Source organism: Phycisphaeraceae bacterium (assembly GCA_019636795.1).
Taxonomy (GTDB): Bacteria; Planctomycetota; Phycisphaerae; order Phycisphaerales; family UBA1924; genus JAHBWW01.
This window is the reverse complement of the sequence record JAHBWW010000001.1, coordinates 702,390-720,324: the sequence shown is the minus strand read 5'-3', so window position 1 is coordinate 720,324 and position 17,935 is coordinate 702,390. Positions and strand designations below refer to the sequence as shown.

The following is a 17,935-nucleotide window of genomic DNA, read 5'->3' as shown; positions in this document are numbered from 1 at the left end:
GCCCAGCGAACGTACAGTCCTTGCATGACCTTTCTCGCAGCATGGTGGCAATCCTTCTGGGCCCTGATCCACGAATCGGGCCTCTGGCTTATCGTCGGCTTCGCCATGGCCGGAGCCGTTCACGCCCTCGTCCCAAAGTCCTTCCTCACCCGCCACCTCGCCGGCTCAGGCCCCTGGCCAATCCTCAAAGCCAGCCTCCTGGGAATCCCCCTCCCCCTCTGCTCATGCAGCGTCATCCCCGTCGCCGCAAGCCTCCGCAAAGACGGCGCCTCCAAAGGCTCCGCTGCCGCATTTGCCATCTCCACCCCGCAAACCGGCGAAGAATCCATCCCGCTCACCTGGGCACTCTTCGGCCCGTTCTACGCCTTCACACGCCCCGTCATCGCCATCATCACCGCTTTCACCGCGGGCCTGCTCATCGAACTCACAAACCGAAAAAACCCCGAGCCCCGCACTATCACCATCGGAGAACAAAAGATCGAGCCAACGTCGTGTTGCCAGACACACGCCACGCCCGCGCCAAAAGCCTGCTGCCACTCCGCGCCCGCAGCCGCGCCCACTCTCGCTCAGCGCCTCCGCTCCGCATTTCGCCACGGCTTTGTCACCATGCCCATGGATCTCGCCCCGTGGCTCGCCATCGGCTTCATCGCCGCAGCCGCTGTGACCGCAGCACTTCCTCTCGGCTGGATCGAGTCCAACATCGGCACCGGCCTCGCGCCCATGCTTCTCATGCTCCTCGTCGGCATCCCCCTCTACATCTGCGCCACCAGCTCAACGCCCCTCGCCTTCACCCTCGTCGCCGCAGGCCTCAGCCCCGGTGCCGCACTCGTCCTCCTCCTCGCCGGACCCGCCACCAACGTCGCAACCATCACCTGGGCGCTCAAAGACCTCGGCCTGCGCGCGACCGCAATCTACCTCGCCGTCATCGCAACCGTCGCCGTCATCGCAGGCCTGGCATTCGACGCATTCTTTGCCCAAACCATTCGACTCGCCGACACGCTCGGCTCGCACGAACACGCCGCTCTCAGCCTCCTCTTCGCAATCGGCAGCATCCTCTTCACGATGCTGCTGGCATGGTGTCTGACCATGCGCATCTGGGATGCAACCGTCGCAGGTCGAGCCTGTCACATCGAACCCGCTCCGTCCAAATCCTGTTGTTCATCGCACGAGAAGCATGCGTCATGATCGTCCCCAGACGCCGGATCTTTGAGCGCCTCGCTCACAGATCCGGGTAGGGAAACGCCCATCACACCCCATCATCCCCCTCAAGCAACGACGCAAGCAACCGCACTCCAAACCCCGTCGGACCCGCCACGAATGGTCCCGTATCCGACTCCACAACATGCGTCCCCGCAATATCCACGTGCGCCCACGCAAACGCTTTCTCCCCGTTTTTCTGCGGATAATCAACAAAGTACCGCAAGAACGCCGCACCCTGAATCGGATGCGCCTCACGCACCGGTGCCGAGTTCACAATATCCGCCACCGGCGACTTCATCATCTTCTGATACGCCTCATCGTGCGGCAGCCTCCACACCCGATCACCACTCGCCGCACCCGCAGCCTCAACACGCGCCCGCAGCGCCTCATCCTCACACCAATACCCCGCAAACGCCTTGCCCAGCGCCACCACAACCCCGCCAGTCAGCGTCGCAATGTCCACCACATACGCCGGCTTCTCCTTCTCCATCGCCCAGCACAAACCATCAGCAAGCACCAGACGCCCCTCCGCATCAGTGTTCGTCACTTCCACCGTCACCCCATTGCGATAGGTGATAATGTCGTCGGGCCGATACGCCTCATCGCTGATCGAATTCTCAGCCGCAACCAGAATCCCCACCACAGGCCTGTTCGGCTTGATCACCGTCGCGATCGCATGCATCGCACCAAACACCGCGCACCCGCCGTCCTTGTCGCGCTTCATCCCTTTCATGCCGTTGTTGATCTTCAGGCTCAGCCCGCCTGTGTCATACGTGATCGTCTTGCCGACAAGCACCGCAGGCTTCATGCCCTTCTTCGCCCGCGCAGGCTGATACTCCATCCGAATCAGGCACGGCTCATTCTCGCTCGCCTGCCCAACCGTAATCAGCCCCGTCATGCGCTCTTCGCGCAACTTCGCCCCGGACATCACCGAAACCTTCAACCCCAGTTTCCGCCCCATCGCCTTGGCACGCCGTGCAATCTCCATCGGTGTCGCGATATTCGGCGGCGTCTGGCTCAGCGTCCGCGCAATGTTCACGCCCTCCGCAATCCCAAGCCCCCGCTTGAGCCCACGCACAAACTCCGCATCATCACTCCGCAGCGACAGTTTCTCCCGCTTGCTCGCGCTCGACGCCGAACCCCGAAACTCATCGCACACCCACCCCGCAATGCCCACCGTCTCGCCCACAATCGCGCCGGCATCCGCCGCTTTCATGCGCGCGCTCTTGATCGATGCACCAAAATCAATCTCGACATTCGCCGCCTTCACACTCGCCAACCGGCGTGCAATGCTCGCCGACACTGTCCGGAGCGCCTCAGCCCCAAATCGATCCTTCGCCCCAAGCCCGATCACAAGCACCCGCGAAACTCCCTCGCGCGGATTGCCCTCCACGATCGATCCAATCTCACCAGCAAACCCCCCGCGTTCCATCGCAGCACGCGCAGCCCCGTCCGTGTCTCGTCGCGCCGAAGCCCGATCCAACTTCTCACCCGAAAAACACCCCAGAACAAGCGTGTCCACATTCCCACGCGACCCGACGCGAACTGATTCAAACATGGCAACTCCCTGTCAATCTGTTCAATTCCTGCAAACTCTCGCGACCCTGACGCAAGCAGGGTAGACGCCCAAACCTCGCCCGGACCGATAAACACCCACTACGCACACCCACCACGCCACCTTTTCCCACGTCTCGCGCCCACGCAAAGTCAAGCCGACTCCGCATCACGCCGATCAACGCAGTACAGGAGTGTGGCACTTCGCGATGCCCTCGAATATGGCATCTCGAACCCATCCTCCCTATGGTTCGTACCTCGCAGCAAGAGGCCTGATGCCCCAAATTCCACCCGAACCCAAGGCATCCGGACACAACGCAAACACCAGGGCGCAGGAGCCCCAAAATTCAGGTCAGGCCGCCAAGGATCGGCATTTCTAATCTCGGCCCAAACCACGGGCCTCAGTCGCGGAGAAGATCAATGAGTGGAAAGTTGGCGGTCATCGGAGGCGGCGGCGGATTCATCGGCGGACACCTCGCACGACGCATGCTCGATCGCGGATTCCGCGTTCGATCTGTAGACATCAAGCCCCTCGAAGAGTGGTATCAGGTCCACCCGGAGGCTGAGAATGTCGTCGCCGACCTCAAGGACAAAGACAACTGCTACCGCGCATGCCAGGGCGCAGACGAAGTCTTCCAGCTCGCCGCCGACATGGGAGGCATGGGATTCATCGAAAACAACAAAGCACTCTGCATGCTCTCCGTCCTCACCAACACACACATGCTCATGGCTGCCAAGGACTGCAACATCTCCCGCTTCTTCTACGCCTCCTCCGCCTGCGTCTACAACGCCGACAAACAGACCAACGCCGATGTCACAGCACTCAAAGAAGCAGACGCATACCCCGCCATGCCCGAGGACGGTTACGGCTGGGAAAAACTCTTCTCCGAACGCATGTGCCGACACTTCCGCGAAGACTTCGGACTCCACACCCGCGTCGCACGCTTCCACAATGTCTACGGCCCATTCGGCACATGGGATGGCGGACGCGAAAAGGCCCCCGCAGCCGTCTGCCGCAAAGTCATTCAAGCCAAACTCACCGGCAATCACTCCATCGAAATCTGGGGCGACGGCGAGCAGACCCGCTCGTTCATGTACATCGACGACTGCCTCAAAGGCATCGACTCCATCACCCACTCCGATATCCTCGAACCGATCAACCTCGGCTCGAGCGAACTCGTCAGCATCAACCAACTCGTCGATATCGTCGAAGATTTCGCAGGCCTCAAACTCAAGCGAAACTACAACCTCGACGCACCCAAGGGCGTCCGAGGCCGCAACAGCGACAACGCCCTCATTCGCAAGTACCTCAACTGGGAGCCTTCCGTCTCCCTCCGCGAAGGCATGAAGAAAACCTACGACTGGATCCTCGGCGAATATCAGGCCACATACGGCAACAAACCCGCAACCGCAACCGTCTGAACGCCGCCCTCTCGCAGGAGAAACCAGATGCCCCATAACAGCGCGGCCGGTTCGCCAGCCGCGCTGTTTCGTTCTACAAATCAACACATGAACGCTCACCCTTCCAACCAAAACAACTCACGCGGGACCATCCTCATCATCACCCAGGTCTACGTCCCCGATCCCGCAAGCGTCGGCCAGCACATGCACGACGCCGCCGAGGAACTCGTTCACCGCGGATATCGCGTCCTCGTCTTCGCCAGCGCACGCGGCTACGACGACCCCACGATGAAATACGACCTCCGCGAGACTCGTGACGGCGTCGAAATCCGACGCATGCCCCTCTCCAGCTTCGGAAAAAAATCAATCCCCCTCCGCGTCCTGGCTCAACTCATCTTCCTCGTCCAATGCGCCGCCCGAGGCCTCTTTACACGCAACCTTCAAGGTATTCTCGTCAGCACCTCACCCCCCATGGCCTCGGTCGCCGCTCTCATCGTCCGCTTCTTCCGCCGCGTACCGCTCGTCTACTGGGTCATGGATCTCAACCCCGACCAGATGGTCGAACTCGGCAAGCTCAAACCCTCAAGCCCAATCGTCAAACTCTTCGACACCTTCAACCGCTACATCCTCCGCCGCGCCAAAGCCGTCGTCGCGCTCGATCGCTTCATGGCCGACCGACTCAACAAAAAACTCGACATCAACGCCAAACTCGACATCATGCCCCCGTGGCCGCACGACGACGCCCTCGAAGTCGTCCCGCATGAAACCAACCCATTCCGCCAGGAGCACCATCTCGGCTCCGGAGAATCCGGCAAGTTCGTCGTCATGTACTCCGGAAACCACGGGTTCTCCACTCCAGTCCTCACCGTCCTTCAAGCCGCCGTCAAAATGCAGCATAATGACCAGCTCCGCTTCTTCTTCATCGGTGGCGGCGTCGGCAAAAAAGATGTCAAGGACACCATCGCACAACACAAACCAACCAACATCACCGACCTCCCATACCAACCCTTCGATCGCATCAAATACTCCCTCTCCGCCGCCGACGTTCACCTCGTCAGTGTCGGCGACGATGTTGTCGGCGTCGTCCACCCATGCAAGGTCTACGGCGCAATGGCCGTCGCACGACCAATCCTCCTCCTCGGGCCCGACCCATGCCACGTCTCCGACCTCATCCGCGATCACCGCATCGGCTGGACCATCACTCACAACGACATCGACGGCGCCATCAAGACTATCGAAGAAATCATCGCAACCCCGCGCGAAGAACTCGTCGCTATGGGTCAGCGCGCCAAGAAAGTCATCGACGATCAACTCAGCATGAAAGCCCTCCGAGGCCGATTCTGCGATGTTGTCGAACGCGCAATCCCCGGCCGCCGGACCCAGCCCTCTCCTCAAACAAGCAACTCATGACCACCTCCGCCCCATCTCCCTCCGCCACCGGGCCGATCCTCGTCGCCTCACACGAGCGCAGCGGCACACATCTCCTCATGGATCTTCTGCGCCGGCAATTCCCCGAATGCCGGGGCCGCGCCGGACGATTCGTCAACCCCCACGACTCGCTCTACTACTCCATCGACCGCCTCAATGCCAATCATCATCGCCCAGGTTCGCCCGCCGAGTGCGACCGAGTTCTCCGCGCCATCAAGCGCCCATGCCTCAAGACTCACAACACCCCAGGCATGGAACGCACCGCGCCCCAGCACCGTGCCTACATCAACGCACTTCTCGCACAATCCACCTGGTGCTACTGCTACCGCGACGGCCGCAGCGTCCTCTGCTCACTCCAGCGCTTCCGACAGGGATTCGACACCACCGCATCCGAATCCATCAGCGCATTTATTCGCGAAGACTTCGGCGACGGCCGCTCCCGCGCACGCGCATGGGCCGATCATGTCCGAGCATGGCTCGCTACCCCCAATGTCGTTCCCATTCGTTTCGAAGACACCGTCAAGAAAACCCGCGAGCAGATTCAACAAATCGCCGCTGCCCTCTCCATGAACCCCGACTTCCTCGAACCACTCCTCCCAAAACCAACCAAGTCACGCCTCGAACACTGGTTCAGCCGACTCACCGGACGCGACGAAAGCACCAACATCAGCGGCCGCGGCAACGGACTCGAACCCGTCAAATGGAACAATGCCTTCACACGCCAGGACCGCCAGTTCTTCCATGAACAGGCCGGAGACATGCTCATCGAACTCGGATACGAAACCTCCGACGCATGGATCGGCGCGTCGGAATCGGCTGCAAGGAGCGCATCGTGACCGCTGCAACACTCGCTCAACCTTCCCCAGCGATCGACGGTAACCTCGACCCTATGCCACGAATGGATCCGCCCGGCCGCCCACTCACCAAATACGTCTTCATCCAGAACGATCCCTTCTACCTCCCCAAAGTTCTCGACAAGTATCTCCGCGAATTCGCCGACTCAACCGCCGGCATCAACATCCAGTCCGTCGCACAAGGCAAACGCACAGTCGTCCAAACCGCGATGGACCTCCTCAACATGTATGGCCCGTGGTACTTCCAGTGGAAGTTCCGTAACTACCTCTGGAAAAAACTCCAGGCCAAACTCTTCAACGACATCCTCGGCTCCACCAGCCGCTGCTACTCCGTCCGCGCTGTCGCACGCCGATACAACATCCCGGTTCACGACGCGCCCGATGTCAACAGCGAATCCTTCCTCTCCATGCTCCGCCAGAACAACGTCGAGTTCATCGTCTCCATCTCCGGCACGCAGATGTACCGCCGCCCGCTTCGCGAGCAAACGCCCTGGGGTATCGTCAACTGCCACGGCGCACTCCTCCCCAAATACCGCGGGCTCATGCCCAGTTTCTGGACCCTCGCCAACGACGAAAAACTCGGAGGCGTCAGCGTCCACTATGTCGACAAGAAGCTCGACAACGGCCCAATCCTCGTCCAGAAGTCGTACCGCATCCACCCCCACGACACCCTCGAAGATGTCATGGCACGCTCAAAAGATCTCGCCGCCGAAGCCATCATCGAGTGCGTCCGCAAGATCGAAGCCGGCAACCCTGCCCTCATTCCCAACCCCGCCTCCGAACTCTCGCACTTCTCCATGCCCACCAAGGCCGACGTCAAACGCTTCCGAGCCGCAGGACACAAGTTCTTCTGACCATGACGCCACAATCGTCAAACCTCGTGCACGCTCTCTCCTTCGACATCGAAGATTGGTTTCACATCGTCGAAGTCAAAGCCGTCGAAAACCCCGACCTCTGGCCCGACCTCCACGCCAAATCATCCCTCGTCGAACGCTACACCGATCTCATCCTCGAAATCTGCGCACGCCACAACACCCGCGCCACCTTCTTCATCCTCGGCTGGGTGGCCGAGCGCCATCCCGCAATGGTCGCACGCATCGCCGCCGCCGGACACGAAATCGGAACACACTCCTACTGGCACCGCAAGGTCTACGAACTCACGCCACAAACCTTCCGCGAAGACATGCAGCGCTCCATCGATGTCATCGAAGCCGCCTCCGGCACTCGCATCGCCGGATTCCGCGCACCTTCCTTCAGCATCACCGCCGGCACCGAATGGGCCTTTGACGTCATTGCCGACCTCGGCCTCCTCTACGACGCCAGCCTCTTCCCCGCAAAACGAGGCCATGGCGGATACGCCTGCCCGCAAGGACCACACCACCACGCCGCACCCTCAGGCCGCAGAATCCCCGAACTCCCTATGTCCATCGCGCCCGTCGGCTACGGACCTCTCAAAAAACGAATGTGTTTCTCCGGCGGTGGATACATGCGACTCCTCCCACTCTCGCTCATCGAGCAAGGCATCGCAGCCGAGGCCGCCGAATCACGCCCAACCGTCATCTACCTCCACCCACGCGACTTCGCCCCCGATTGCCCCAAAGTCTCCATGCCGCCTCATCGCTACTTCAAGTGCTACGTCGGCACCTCCACCACCGCGCGCAAACTCGATGCACTTCTCGAACGCCATCGCTTTGACACCTGCCGCACCGTCCTCGAAAACCACTTCGGCACCCTCGCCCCGCTCATCGAGGAACACGCCGCGTGACCGCCGAACCAATCATCCTCATCGGCACACACCGCTCCGGTACCACCTGGCTCGGCGAAGTCTTCTCCCAGCATCCTCGTCTCGCCTACGCCGTCGAGCCACGCCACATCTGGACCTTTGGCAACTCCTACACCCCCGACGATCTGCTCACCGAACAACACGCCACCCCGCGCGTCGTCAGCCACATCAAAAACGCGTTCGCAGACTTCGTCCGTGATCACGGCAAAGACCGACTCTGCGAAAAAACACCCTCCAACTGCCTTCGGCTCCGATTCATTCACGCAATCTATCCAAACGCCAGGATCCTCCTCGTCATCCGCGATGGCCGCAGCGTCCTCCGCTCCACCGACGAAATCCTCGCATCAGGCGTCCCCATGTCGCGCATCATCTCGCGCGCACGCCAGACTCCGCTCCGCGAGTGGCCCGCATACGCCGGCCAAACCGCAAGCACCATCTACCGCAAAGTCACCGGCCAGAAACTCAACTACTGGGGACCACGCCCGCCCGGTTGGCGCGATTGGCTCAAAACCGACCCCCCCGATGTCGTCATGGCAAAACAATGGGCCGCCACAATCTCCCGTGCACTCGACGACGCCGACTTTCTCACCGCCCAAGGCCAGCCCGTTTTCAAGTTCCGCTACGAAGATCTCATGCAAGACCCCCGCCGCATCGTCACCGAAATCTGCGCCTTCGCCCAGCTCGACAAGCCCCAGCCCGTCATCGACTTCGCCGCACACACCGCCGACCCCGCCCGCGCCGACAAATGGCGCGACGAACTCGACGACGAACTCCTCGCACTCGTACGTCCGCACATGCAACCAACCCTCACTCGCCTCGGATACGCTTGGTAACTCCCTCGACCGATCCAGGAACTCCACCCGTGACCACAGATCCCGCAACACAACCCATCGAGTCGATCGACGATCTCTCCCCCGACAAAGCGCTCACGCGCAAAACCCCATGGACACTCAAGCAGAACATCGCACGCACCATCTGGATGACCTTTGGACGCGTCGCATGGGCTTTCCTCCCGCCATTTCGCACCGCACTCATCCGCATCTTCGGCGGTAAAGTCGGTAAAAACTGCGTCTTCTCCAGCTCCGTCGAAGTCACCATCCCCTGGAACGTGACCATCGGCAACAACGTCCGCGTCCGACAAGGCTCCATCATCTACTCCCTCGGCCCCATCGCCATCGGCGACAACTGCGTCCTCGACGCACGCTCCCACCTCTGCGCAGGCACGCACGACATGTCCGATCCCTCATTCCCACTCGTCCGCATGCCCATCACTCTCGGCGACCGCTGCTTCGTCGGCATCGACTCCTACATCGCACCCGGCGTCGAACTCGGCGACGATTGCCGCGTCTGGCCACGCGCAAGCGTCTATAAAAGTTTCCCCAAAGGCACCGCAATCGCCGGAAACCCCGCACGCCCATTCGACCCCACACAACTGCGCGATCAAGAGCAACAAGCCGTCATTCACGAGATCGAGCGCCAACGCGAAATCCGTCTCGGCGTCACCGAAGGCTAATCCATGCAGATTGAAAGCCCAAACGCTCCACTCCGCCACCCACGCGCCGAACTCCCCAGCCACCGCCCAGGAGATCCATACTTCCGCGCACTCTTCTGGCGACTCCTCGGCCAATGGATCTTCCGCTTCAGTTTCCACAACTGGTACGCTCTCCGCTGCATCATCCTCCGCCTCTGCGGCGCACGCCTCCACCCTTCCGTCAAAATCCGCGCCAGCGCCCGCATCGATCGCCCATGGAACCTCACCATGGGCAAACTCTCCGCCGTCGGCGACAAAGCAACCCTCAACTGCCGCTCACGCATCAACGTCGGCGACTTCTGCACCATCAGCCAGCACAGCAAGGTCTACACGCAAGCCGACGACCCCCTCGATCCCGACTCCCGCCTCTACACCGCACCCGTCAACATCCTCAAGGATGCATGGGTCGCTGCCGATGTCATGATTATGCCCGGCGTCACCATCGGCGAAGGTGTCGTCGTCGGCGCGCGAGGCATGGTCGATCGAAACCTCCCCCCATGGACCATCTGCACCGGCCAACCTTCCGAACCTCGACGCGAACGACCCATGCTCCGCAGGCCCGAAGACGACAACACACCCCGCTGGAAAGGCGCGTTGTGAACCCCGCCGTCGACATCTCAAACAAACCAAGCCCTCACTCAACTCGCAACAAACTCGCGCGACTCCTCTGGAACCTCACTCAAGCCACAATCTTCCGTCTCATCCCGCGCCCGCTCCACTCCGTCCGCGCACGCATCCTCCGCCTCTTCGGTGCGCGCGTCTCCCTTAAAGCCCGCGTCTGCCCGCGCGTCCGCATCTGGGGCCCATGGAACCTCACCATGGGCGACTACGCAACCCTCGCCGACGATGTCGATTGCTACTGCGTCGCACCAATCTCCATCGGCGCTCACACCACCATCAGCCAGTACACCTACCTCTGCGCCGCAACCCACGACTACCAACACAAAAACTTCCCCCTTCAGCCAAAACCAATCACCATCGGCCCGCACTGCTGGATCGCCGCCGACTGCTTCGTCGGCCCAGGGCTCACCATCGGCCAAGGCACCGTCGTCGGCGCACGCTCCAGCGTCTTTACCGACCTCCCGCCATGGAAGGTCTGCGTCGGCTCACCCGCCAAACCCGTCAAAGACCGCATCATCAAGGAGGGCTGATCGTGCTCGACAGCCCGATGCCTATCCGCCGCACTTCGCCCAATGACGGGTGGCACTACTGGTTCGGCTACTACGACAAAAACCCATGGTCCGCCGACAACACCCGCCTCCTCGCCCATCGCGTTTCATACTGCGATCGCTTCCCACGCCCCGGCGAATCCGCCGAGATCGGCTGGATCGAAGACTCGCACACTGACGCCCCACGCTTCATCAAACTCGCCGAAACTCGCGCCTGGAACTGGCAGCAAGGCGCCATGCTCCAGTGGACACACTTTCCTTCCTCCGATCCCCACGCTCCCCAGCGCATCATCTTCAACGATTCCGCGCCCGACGGCTCGCTCATCACCCGCATCCTCAACCCTGATGGCTCGCCCTTCCTCACTCTCCCTCATCCACACGTCGCAGTCGCCGCTGGCCGTCTCCTTTCCCTCTCCTTCGGCCGCCTCTCACGCCTGCGCCCTGAATACGGCTACCCCATCGCCTCCGATCCAAACCCCGACAATCCATCCCCCGCCGACGACGGCATCGACCGCATCGACCCCGATGGCTCACGCACCCTCATCATCTCCATCGACCAACTCGACCAGATCACCGCCGACAACTCACCGCGCGCCGGCAGCCGCCTCCACCAGCATGTCAATCACCTGATGTTCAACCCTTCCGGCACGCGCTTCTGCTTCATGCACCGCTTCGAACGCGACGACGGCATCCTTCATTCTCGACTCTTCACCGCCGACCCGCAAGGCAACGACATCCGCCTCCTCTTCGAAGGCATGTGCAGCCACTACGACTGGAAAGACAACCACACCATCCTCGCATGGGCCGGCAAACGCTCCCTTCTCGGCTCGGCCACCGCCCGCAAAACTCCAAAACAACAACTGATGACCCTCGCCCGCCGAGGCCTCAAACCCGTGTACTACGCCCTCGGCAAGCCCCGCTTCCTCATGAACAAAATCATGAAGGACTCCTATCTCCTCATCAACGACACCGACCTCCGCTCGCCCGCCGCCCAACCGCCGCAACCATTCGCCGCCGGCCAACTCATCTGCGACGGCCACTGCACCTTCAATCGCGCCGGTCGCGACCCCGGTCGCTGGGTCCTCACCGATGGCTACCCCGACATGAAATCACGCCAGCCCCTCTTCCTCTGGGATTGCTTCAACAACACAGGCTACGAAATCGGCCGCTTCCACACGCCCCGCAGCCTCGACGGCGACATCCGCGTCGATCTCCACCCACGCTTCAACCACGACGCAACCAAAGTCTGCATCGACTCGGCCATGGACGGCTCACGCGCCATGTACATCCTCGACATCAGCGCAATCACAAACACATAACCAAAAGAGGCCCGAGCGCAAGCGAGGACTCCGCACCACGACTCTACACCCCGGCTCTCACCCGAAGCTGATCACACGCCGCCCGAAATCAAGCCGCATCGCCTTCTTCGCAAGGTGCAACGTCTCTTCCGCAGCCGCGTTCGCCTTCGCCGCGTGCTCGCGCAAAAGCGACAAAATCTTCTCATCCCCCGCCGCTCCCTCATACGCCTTGCGCCGCTCGCGCATCGGCCCGATCAACCGATCAATCGCCTCCGCAACCTCGACCTTGATATGCCCATCCCCGATGTTGTCGCCCGCCGCATACCGCCGCTCGAGTTCCGCTACGCGCTCCGCATCCGTAACAAACGCACGCACATATTGAAACAGCGCGTTGTTCACATCCCCCGGCTCATCCATCGTCTGCCGCCCGGTATACAACCCGCCCAGCTTCTTCTTGATCTGCTTGAACTCATCAGTCAAAAAGATCGCATTCCCCAGGCTCTTGCTCATCTTGTTCACGCCGTCCGTCCCGATCAGCCTCGCCACACGCCCCACCTTCGCCTTCGGAATCGGAAACAGCCCGCCCGCACTCACATACTCCTCATCATCCGTCTGCGGATCAACCCCGCAGTACACCTGATTGAACCGCCTGGCCACCTCACGGCAAGGCTCCATGTGCGCCAGCTGATCCTCGCCCACCGGCACCAGTTCAGGCCGAAAGATCAAAATATCCGCACACTGCCCCACCGAATACATCGGAAACCCGAAACTGTAATTCTCCCCCAGTCCCTTCGTCTCCAATTCAGTCTTCAGCGTCGGATTCCGCATCACCCGATTGAACGGCAGCAGCATCGCCAGAAACCACGTCAACTCCGCAATCCCCGGCACCTCCGTCTGCAAAACAAAAGTCGATCGCTCCGGATCAATCCCCGCCGCAAGCCAATCCTTCACAATCTCCAGCGTCGAAGCGCGAATCTCGTCCGGCTTGTCCGCGCGCGTCGTGAACGCATGCATGTTCGCAATCAGAAAAAAGCACTCAAACTCATCCTGCAGCGCAACCCGGTTCTCCAGGCTCCCCACCCAGTGCCCAAGATGCAACTGCCCCGTCGGCGTATCACCCGTCAGAATTCGTGATTTTGAACTCATAAGGCGTAGCGTAGTCGCCGCAACCCCACCTCGCAGATCCCCCACATCAAGTACCGGAACCTCCTCCAGATTATCCTTGACCCGAGGGGGGGGGGGGGTAGAATAGAGCCATGGGGATTCCCACCATGCCTTTGCGCCGACAGCATAAGCATCGCAGCGCGTTTTCAATTATTGAACTCATCGTCACAATTGGCATCGTGATGATCCTGATCGGCCTCCTGCTCCCCGCCATCAGCCAGGCGCGCGAACAAGCAAAGCGAACGCACAACCTCTCCTCCATCCGCGGGGCCATGATGATGCTCACGCAATACACCTCAGATCATCAGGAGTATTACCCGCTCGGATGGACTGATGTCGTGAACGCAGCCATGTACTGGCATCTACCACTGCAGATCTCCGGGCACATCGATTCATGGCAGGACTTGGGCATCATCAACCGCGATCAGAATCGCACCCTGATCGCCATGACACAAACTGCGATCCTGAACCAGAACACATTTGTTCCCGGCGCGGGCCTTCACCTGCACGAGCAACCGCTTCGATCACAGCAGACCAGCACCATCCGGTATTCATCTCATAAGGGCATTCTGTTTCAATATTACGTCGAAGCCTCTGGCAAAATACCCGCCACTGAGTGGTGCTGTGGCCGTGACGCGCCAGTCGCGCCAATCGCCTTTGCCGACGGCAGCGCACTTCTCGCCACATACAAACAGTTCGATGTCCAGCCGCTTCCCGCCCTTCACCTGCGCGTTGGAACACCCGTCGCAACCACCTGGCACGGATTGGCCGGCCGGGATGTTCTCGTTCCGTGAAATGATTCCCACCGTTACCCTCAAAGGGAGATGCCATGGTGTACACAAAAACCTCGAATCTTTTCATGGCATTGTCGATGAGCGCAGTATGCGCTACGTTCGCTCTCGCCGCTTGTTATGTTTGTGGCGAAACTAACTGCAGTTGGTCCGGATCGGCGTGTGCAGCAACGTCTGTGTTAACCATCTGTGAAAAGGCCCCGCGCGATGCCAATGTGGGAGAATCTGGAAAACCTTCACTCACAGTTCTTACCCGGGATGCTCTGTGCTGGACTATATCAAGCGGTCAATCGACCGACTGGTATCAAGGTCCATGCTCAGAACCGCCGACTGGAATCTCGTGGAACTTGCTCGGAACATGCGGACTTGAAAATGGCCAATGCTGCTGGACCAAGCTTAAATACACAGAAGGGGTTGAATCAAATGCGGGATTTCAGATCAAGGATTGTTTTGGCTTCGCTTGCGTCGGCATGGGTCCGATCAGTTAACATCGCATGACTTCAGTGCTACTTGGATTCACCCACCGTGCTTGCTCCCCTCATTTCAATTCTGATCGGACTTTCGTCCAGTGGCAGCAACCCTGGCGATCCCATTGCCGCAATTGAGCGGTCAATGCCGCCGCACGGTGTCCTGCATCTCGTCTACGAGGCTGAGGCCCTGAATGGTACCTTTGAGTTCTGGCTGGATTTTTCATCTCAATGTGTTCTTCACATCCATCGCAGCCGGGTTTTCCTCCGCGACAAGAATGGCAGATATTCACGCGGCACAGGTGCCGACACCCGAACCGGCGAATTGCGAGGCTGGGACGATGACATCGAAAGTTATGTCAATTCTTTTTTTGACATTCCGCATCCTGTTTCACAAGCACTTCTCCTTCTGGCAGAACGAGACAACCTCACCAGTATCGAGGAGACCGCGAATGGCTGGCTTGTGATCTGGAACGCGCCAGATAGCGTTGCCCTGCGTTCAAGCCCGGACGGCCCCGTTGAAGTACCAAGTGCAAGCCACAAACGCTTCGAAGTCTCGAAGGCCGGACAAATTCTTTCATGGCAACACTTCGAAACACTTCCTACCCCGCGATCCGGGGCTGTTCGATCTCATAACTTCTCTGACACTGTTGACGTTGCAGGCATAGTAATCCCTCGATATGTCGATTCATTTTTAGACCGGACGCGCCGCCCGCCACATCCGCAGATATGGCAACTCTCCTCCGCCGAACTGATCGACTCGCCGCCACCGGATTTGTTTACTCGAAACGGCGCGATCGTCCGAGCAGCCCAAGCCGCAAAGCCTTTGGTACAAGCGTTTGCAGATAGTTACTACTGGCACACCTCCCCAAGAGCCGCAGAACAGGAAGCTATGCCTCTCGTTGATCCGACATCCAAACCCCTCGGTGCCACCTGGAGTCGTGCATTTCTCGTTGGAGGATCAATTGTTATGGCTCTCGGAGTTTTTGCATGGTGGCGGTCAAAAAAATAATCGTACGCTTGGCTCAAGGCAGTGTGCTGGCTGCTGCGATCGTGCTCGTCACCGCTGCCACACTCAAAGTCCAAAACCCGGCTACCTTTCGCGACACGCTCGCCGCCCATCAGGTCTTACCGCCGCCAACATGGGATGCAGCGCCGTGGATCATCATCGCGCTTGAACTCGTAATCGGCACATGGTCTCTCTGGGCCACTACTAGAGGCTTCTGGCGGCACGCCGCACGAACTACCTCCGCCTTGTTCATTTGCTTTGCAGTCTATGCAACCGCACTTGCTCTCAAACCCCCTCCTACTCCAGTCCCCTGCGGCTGTGCGTTCAGCGCTGCCCCAGTTGACAACTGGGTGCCCATTGCACTCCAGAACGGCCTGATCGCCATAGCCTTGCTCTTTTGCTCGTTTGCATTGCCGCAATCAAACTCCCCTCAACGCCACAACCAAACTCTCCTCGCAGCGAACTAGTCCGCCTACAAACTCTGCTTCGACGCCAGCAGCACATTGGCCAGCAAAAGCCCCGTCACAATCGCCGTCGCAACCATCACCATCAGAAACGCCGTCTCCACCCCCGCCAGCACATCGTCCGCCAGAAACGACGACACGCTCCGAAACCCGATCGACCCCGGCACCAGCATCATCAACCCCGGAACCATCGTGATCGCCGTAGGCCTCCGGCTCACCCGCGAATATCCGTTCGCATACAGCCCCACCGCAATCGCACCCACAAACGCCCCGATCTCAGGCCCCGCCCACGTCGCCCCAAGCCGCGACACGTAATACCCGATCGCCGCCGCTGGCACAATCACCACAATGTCCCGAGGCCGCGCCCGAAACAACACCGTGAGCGCGAACGGCACCACCGCAATCGCCAGCGCCTGCGACCACGCCGGCATCGGCACATCCGCCTCCCCCGCCGCCGCCAGCCCCGCTGTGAGCGCCTGCCCGATCCCCACGCCAAACCCGATCGACAGAAAGATCATCAGCGCGCCCATCAGCCGCGATGTCCCCGCCACCAGGTTCCGCGTCGCCAGTTCATTGATCGCCACCGTCAGCGTCAACCCCGGCACCAGCACAATCACGCTCGCGATCGTCACCACGCTTGGCGTCAATCCCCCGTCCACCCGTGTCAGCAGGTTCGCCAGCGCCGCCGCCACAAACCCCGACGCAAAATCCGTCACCCGCGATACCTGCCGTCGCCGCGACGCGATCATCGCAAAAACGCCCACGATCAACCCGATCGCGCTCGCCGCTGCCGCATCCACCCACGCCCCGCCGAAGAACCGCGCCGCACACGCCGCCGCAATCCCGCACGACACCACCGTCATCCACCCCGCATACCGCACCGGCGCAGCCCGAATCTCCCTCACCTCCGCCAGCGCTTCCGCCGCCGTCACCCGCCGCCGAAACACCTTCCCCAGCACATCATCCACCCGATCAAGTTTCTCAAGATTCACATCGCCCGGCATCACACGCACAATGTGCGTCCGCATCGCCTCCCCCGACCCGATCGAACACAACACCGCCGTCGGCATCGAGAAAAACTCCGCCTGCACCCCCATCTTCGCCGCGCACAGCCCCATCGCCTCTTCAAGCCGATGCGAAGGCGTCCCATACGTCGACAGCGCCTGAGGCATCTCCGTGAGCAACTGCTCAACAGCGTCCTGCGATCCCCCGATCTCCGCCGCGCCATGGCTCACGCTTCGACTGTAGCATTCCACCACCCGGAGCACGCCCATGCCAAACCTCTACCACGCCCTGCCCCGCTTCGCAGCATTCCCCCGCGTCCTCTCCTCCATCATCGCAGGCCTCGACGATGCCGATCTTCGCTACACCTCGAACCCCAACGACTGGTCCATCCTCGACATCCTCTGCCACCTGCTCGACGAAGAAACCCGCGACTTCCGCCCACGCCTCGAACGCACCTTCACCGCAAAACCCTGGGATCCCATCGATCCCCAATCATGGCCCGCGCTGCATCACTACGCCGATCAAGCCGCACCCGAAACCCTCGCCCGCTTCACCGTCCAGCGCGAACACTCCGTCACCTGGCTCCTCAGTCTCACCAACCCCGACTGGGACGCAACCCACTCCCACCCATCCCTAGGCCCCATCCGCGCCGGCGATCTCATGGGCGCATGGCTCGACCACGACACCCTCCACCTCCGCCAGATCGCAAAACGCCTCCACGAACTCGCTCAGCGCGACGCCGCCCCCTACATCACCACCTACGCCGGCGCCTGGTAACCTCACCCAGCCCACGCCCGAGCCCAATTCCGCTTGAAGC

At 60.7% G+C, this 17,935-nt stretch carries 17 protein-coding genes; 14 read left to right on the top strand and 3 right to left on the bottom strand.

The window, feature by feature from the left end:
- Window positions 1–24 precede the first annotated feature (24 nt).
- Window positions 25–1,185, top strand: a complete 1,161-nt coding sequence (locus tag KF757_03005; GenBank protein ID MBX3321940.1) for an SO_0444 family Cu/Zn efflux transporter — start codon at window positions 25–27, stop codon at window positions 1,183–1,185.
- A gap of 61 nt (window positions 1,186–1,246) precedes the next feature.
- Here the strand turns inward: KF757_03005 and KF757_03000 are convergent, their stop codons facing one another.
- A complete protein-coding gene (locus KF757_03000) occupies window positions 1,247–2,758 on the bottom strand; it encodes a leucyl aminopeptidase family protein (GenBank protein MBX3321939.1) in 1,512 nt (503 codons plus the stop codon).
- Window positions 2,759–3,174: 416 nt separating this feature from the next.
- Between KF757_03000 and KF757_02995 the strand changes: the two genes are divergently transcribed.
- From KF757_02995 to KF757_02950, 10 genes are read left to right on the top strand one after another with little or no spacing between them, the layout of a single operon-like run.
- Window positions 3,175–4,176, top strand: coding sequence for an NAD-dependent epimerase/dehydratase family protein (locus tag KF757_02995; GenBank protein ID MBX3321938.1), 1,002 nt, complete (start codon window positions 3,175–3,177; stop codon window positions 4,174–4,176).
- A 27-nt stretch (window positions 4,177–4,203) separates the two neighbouring features.
- Entirely contained in the window at window positions 4,204–5,565 is a 1,362-nt protein-coding gene (locus KF757_02990) for a glycosyltransferase family 4 protein (GenBank protein ID MBX3321937.1), read from the top strand.
- The gene (locus tag KF757_02985; protein ID MBX3321936.1) at window positions 5,562–6,419 is read left to right on the top strand and encodes a sulfotransferase domain-containing protein; all 858 of its coding nucleotides are present in this window, start codon (window positions 5,562–5,564) and stop codon (window positions 6,417–6,419) included. Before KF757_02990 ends, KF757_02985 begins: the two co-directional genes overlap by 4 nt.
- The gene (locus KF757_02980; GenBank protein MBX3321935.1) at window positions 6,416–7,291 is read left to right on the top strand and encodes a hypothetical protein; all 876 of its coding nucleotides are present in this window, start codon (window positions 6,416–6,418) and stop codon (window positions 7,289–7,291) included. The genes KF757_02985 and KF757_02980 overlap by 4 nt, the downstream gene beginning before the upstream one ends.
- Before the next feature lie 2 nt (window positions 7,292–7,293).
- On the top strand, window positions 7,294–8,202 hold the full coding sequence (locus KF757_02975; GenBank protein ID MBX3321934.1) for a polysaccharide deacetylase family protein: 909 nt from the start codon (window positions 7,294–7,296) through the stop codon (window positions 8,200–8,202).
- Entirely contained in the window at window positions 8,199–9,053 is an 855-nt protein-coding gene (locus KF757_02970; protein MBX3321933.1) for a sulfotransferase, read from the top strand. The genes KF757_02975 and KF757_02970 overlap by 4 nt, the downstream gene beginning before the upstream one ends.
- A 29-nt stretch (window positions 9,054–9,082) precedes the next feature.
- Entirely contained in the window at window positions 9,083–9,733 is a 651-nt protein-coding gene (locus KF757_02965) for a hypothetical protein (GenBank protein ID MBX3321932.1), read from the top strand.
- A 3-nt stretch (window positions 9,734–9,736) separates the two neighbouring features.
- Window positions 9,737–10,351, top strand: a complete 615-nt coding sequence (locus KF757_02960) for a hypothetical protein (GenBank protein ID MBX3321931.1) — start codon at window positions 9,737–9,739, stop codon at window positions 10,349–10,351.
- A complete protein-coding gene (locus KF757_02955) occupies window positions 10,348–10,902 on the top strand; it encodes a WcaF family extracellular polysaccharide biosynthesis acetyltransferase (protein MBX3321930.1) in 555 nt (184 codons plus the stop codon). Before KF757_02960 ends, KF757_02955 begins: the two co-directional genes overlap by 4 nt.
- 2 nt (window positions 10,903–10,904) lie before the next feature.
- Window positions 10,905–12,239, top strand: coding sequence for a hypothetical protein (locus KF757_02950; protein MBX3321929.1), 1,335 nt, complete (start codon window positions 10,905–10,907; stop codon window positions 12,237–12,239).
- A 57-nt stretch (window positions 12,240–12,296) separates the two neighbouring features.
- Here the strand turns inward: KF757_02950 and trpS are convergent, their stop codons facing one another.
- Window positions 12,297–13,364 carry a tryptophan--tRNA ligase gene (gene trpS / locus KF757_02945; protein MBX3321928.1) on the bottom strand — a complete coding sequence of 356 codons (1,068 nt, stop codon included), beginning with the start codon at window positions 13,362–13,364 and terminating at the stop codon, window positions 12,297–12,299.
- Between the two features lie 125 nt (window positions 13,365–13,489).
- Between trpS and KF757_02940 the strand changes: the two genes are divergently transcribed.
- Window positions 13,490–14,176 carry a type II secretion system protein gene (locus KF757_02940; protein ID MBX3321927.1) on the top strand — a complete coding sequence of 229 codons (687 nt, stop codon included), beginning with the start codon at window positions 13,490–13,492 and terminating at the stop codon, window positions 14,174–14,176.
- Between the two features lie 522 nt (window positions 14,177–14,698).
- Window positions 14,699–15,652, top strand: a complete 954-nt coding sequence (locus KF757_02935) for a hypothetical protein (protein ID MBX3321926.1) — start codon at window positions 14,699–14,701, stop codon at window positions 15,650–15,652.
- 469 nt (window positions 15,653–16,121) lie between these two features.
- Here the strand turns inward: KF757_02935 and KF757_02930 are convergent, their stop codons facing one another.
- Complete coding sequence (locus KF757_02930) at window positions 16,122–17,387, bottom strand: threonine/serine exporter family protein (GenBank protein ID MBX3321925.1); 1,266 nt, start codon at window positions 17,385–17,387, stop codon at window positions 16,122–16,124.
- Here KF757_02930 and KF757_02925 point away from each other — a divergent pair.
- Window positions 17,386–17,895 (top strand): DinB family protein, encoded by a 510-nt coding sequence (locus tag KF757_02925; GenBank protein MBX3321924.1) that lies wholly within the window; start codon window positions 17,386–17,388, stop codon window positions 17,893–17,895. The two genes, KF757_02930 and KF757_02925, sit on opposite strands and share 2 nt — an antisense overlap.
- The last annotated feature ends 40 nt before the right edge of the window (window positions 17,896–17,935 follow it).

Bases quoted from the DNA above. Each gene is read 5' to 3' on its own strand.
- KF757_03005 (MBX3321940.1), top strand. From the start codon at position 25: ATGACCTTTCTCGCAGCATGGTGGCAATCCTTCTGGGCCCTGATCCAC.
- KF757_03000 (MBX3321939.1), bottom strand. From the start codon at position 2,758: ATGTTTGAATCAGTTCGCGTCGGGTCGCGTGGGAATGTGGACACGCTT.
- KF757_02995 (MBX3321938.1), top strand. From the start codon at position 3,175: ATGAGTGGAAAGTTGGCGGTCATCGGAGGCGGCGGCGGATTCATCGGC.
- KF757_02990 (MBX3321937.1), top strand. From the start codon at position 4,204: ATGCCCCATAACAGCGCGGCCGGTTCGCCAGCCGCGCTGTTTCGTTCT.
- KF757_02985 (MBX3321936.1), top strand. From the start codon at position 5,562: ATGACCACCTCCGCCCCATCTCCCTCCGCCACCGGGCCGATCCTCGTC.
- KF757_02975 (MBX3321934.1), top strand. From the start codon at position 7,294: ATGACGCCACAATCGTCAAACCTCGTGCACGCTCTCTCCTTCGACATC.
- KF757_02960 (MBX3321931.1), top strand. From the start codon at position 9,737: ATGCAGATTGAAAGCCCAAACGCTCCACTCCGCCACCCACGCGCCGAA.
- trpS (MBX3321928.1), bottom strand. From the start codon at position 13,364: ATGAGTTCAAAATCACGAATTCTGACGGGTGATACGCCGACGGGGCAG.
- KF757_02940 (MBX3321927.1), top strand. From the start codon at position 13,490: ATGCCTTTGCGCCGACAGCATAAGCATCGCAGCGCGTTTTCAATTATT.
- KF757_02925 (MBX3321924.1), top strand. From the start codon at position 17,386: ATGCCAAACCTCTACCACGCCCTGCCCCGCTTCGCAGCATTCCCCCGC.
- KF757_02930 (MBX3321925.1), bottom strand. From the start codon at position 17,387: ATGGGCGTGCTCCGGGTGGTGGAATGCTACAGTCGAAGCGTGAGCCAT.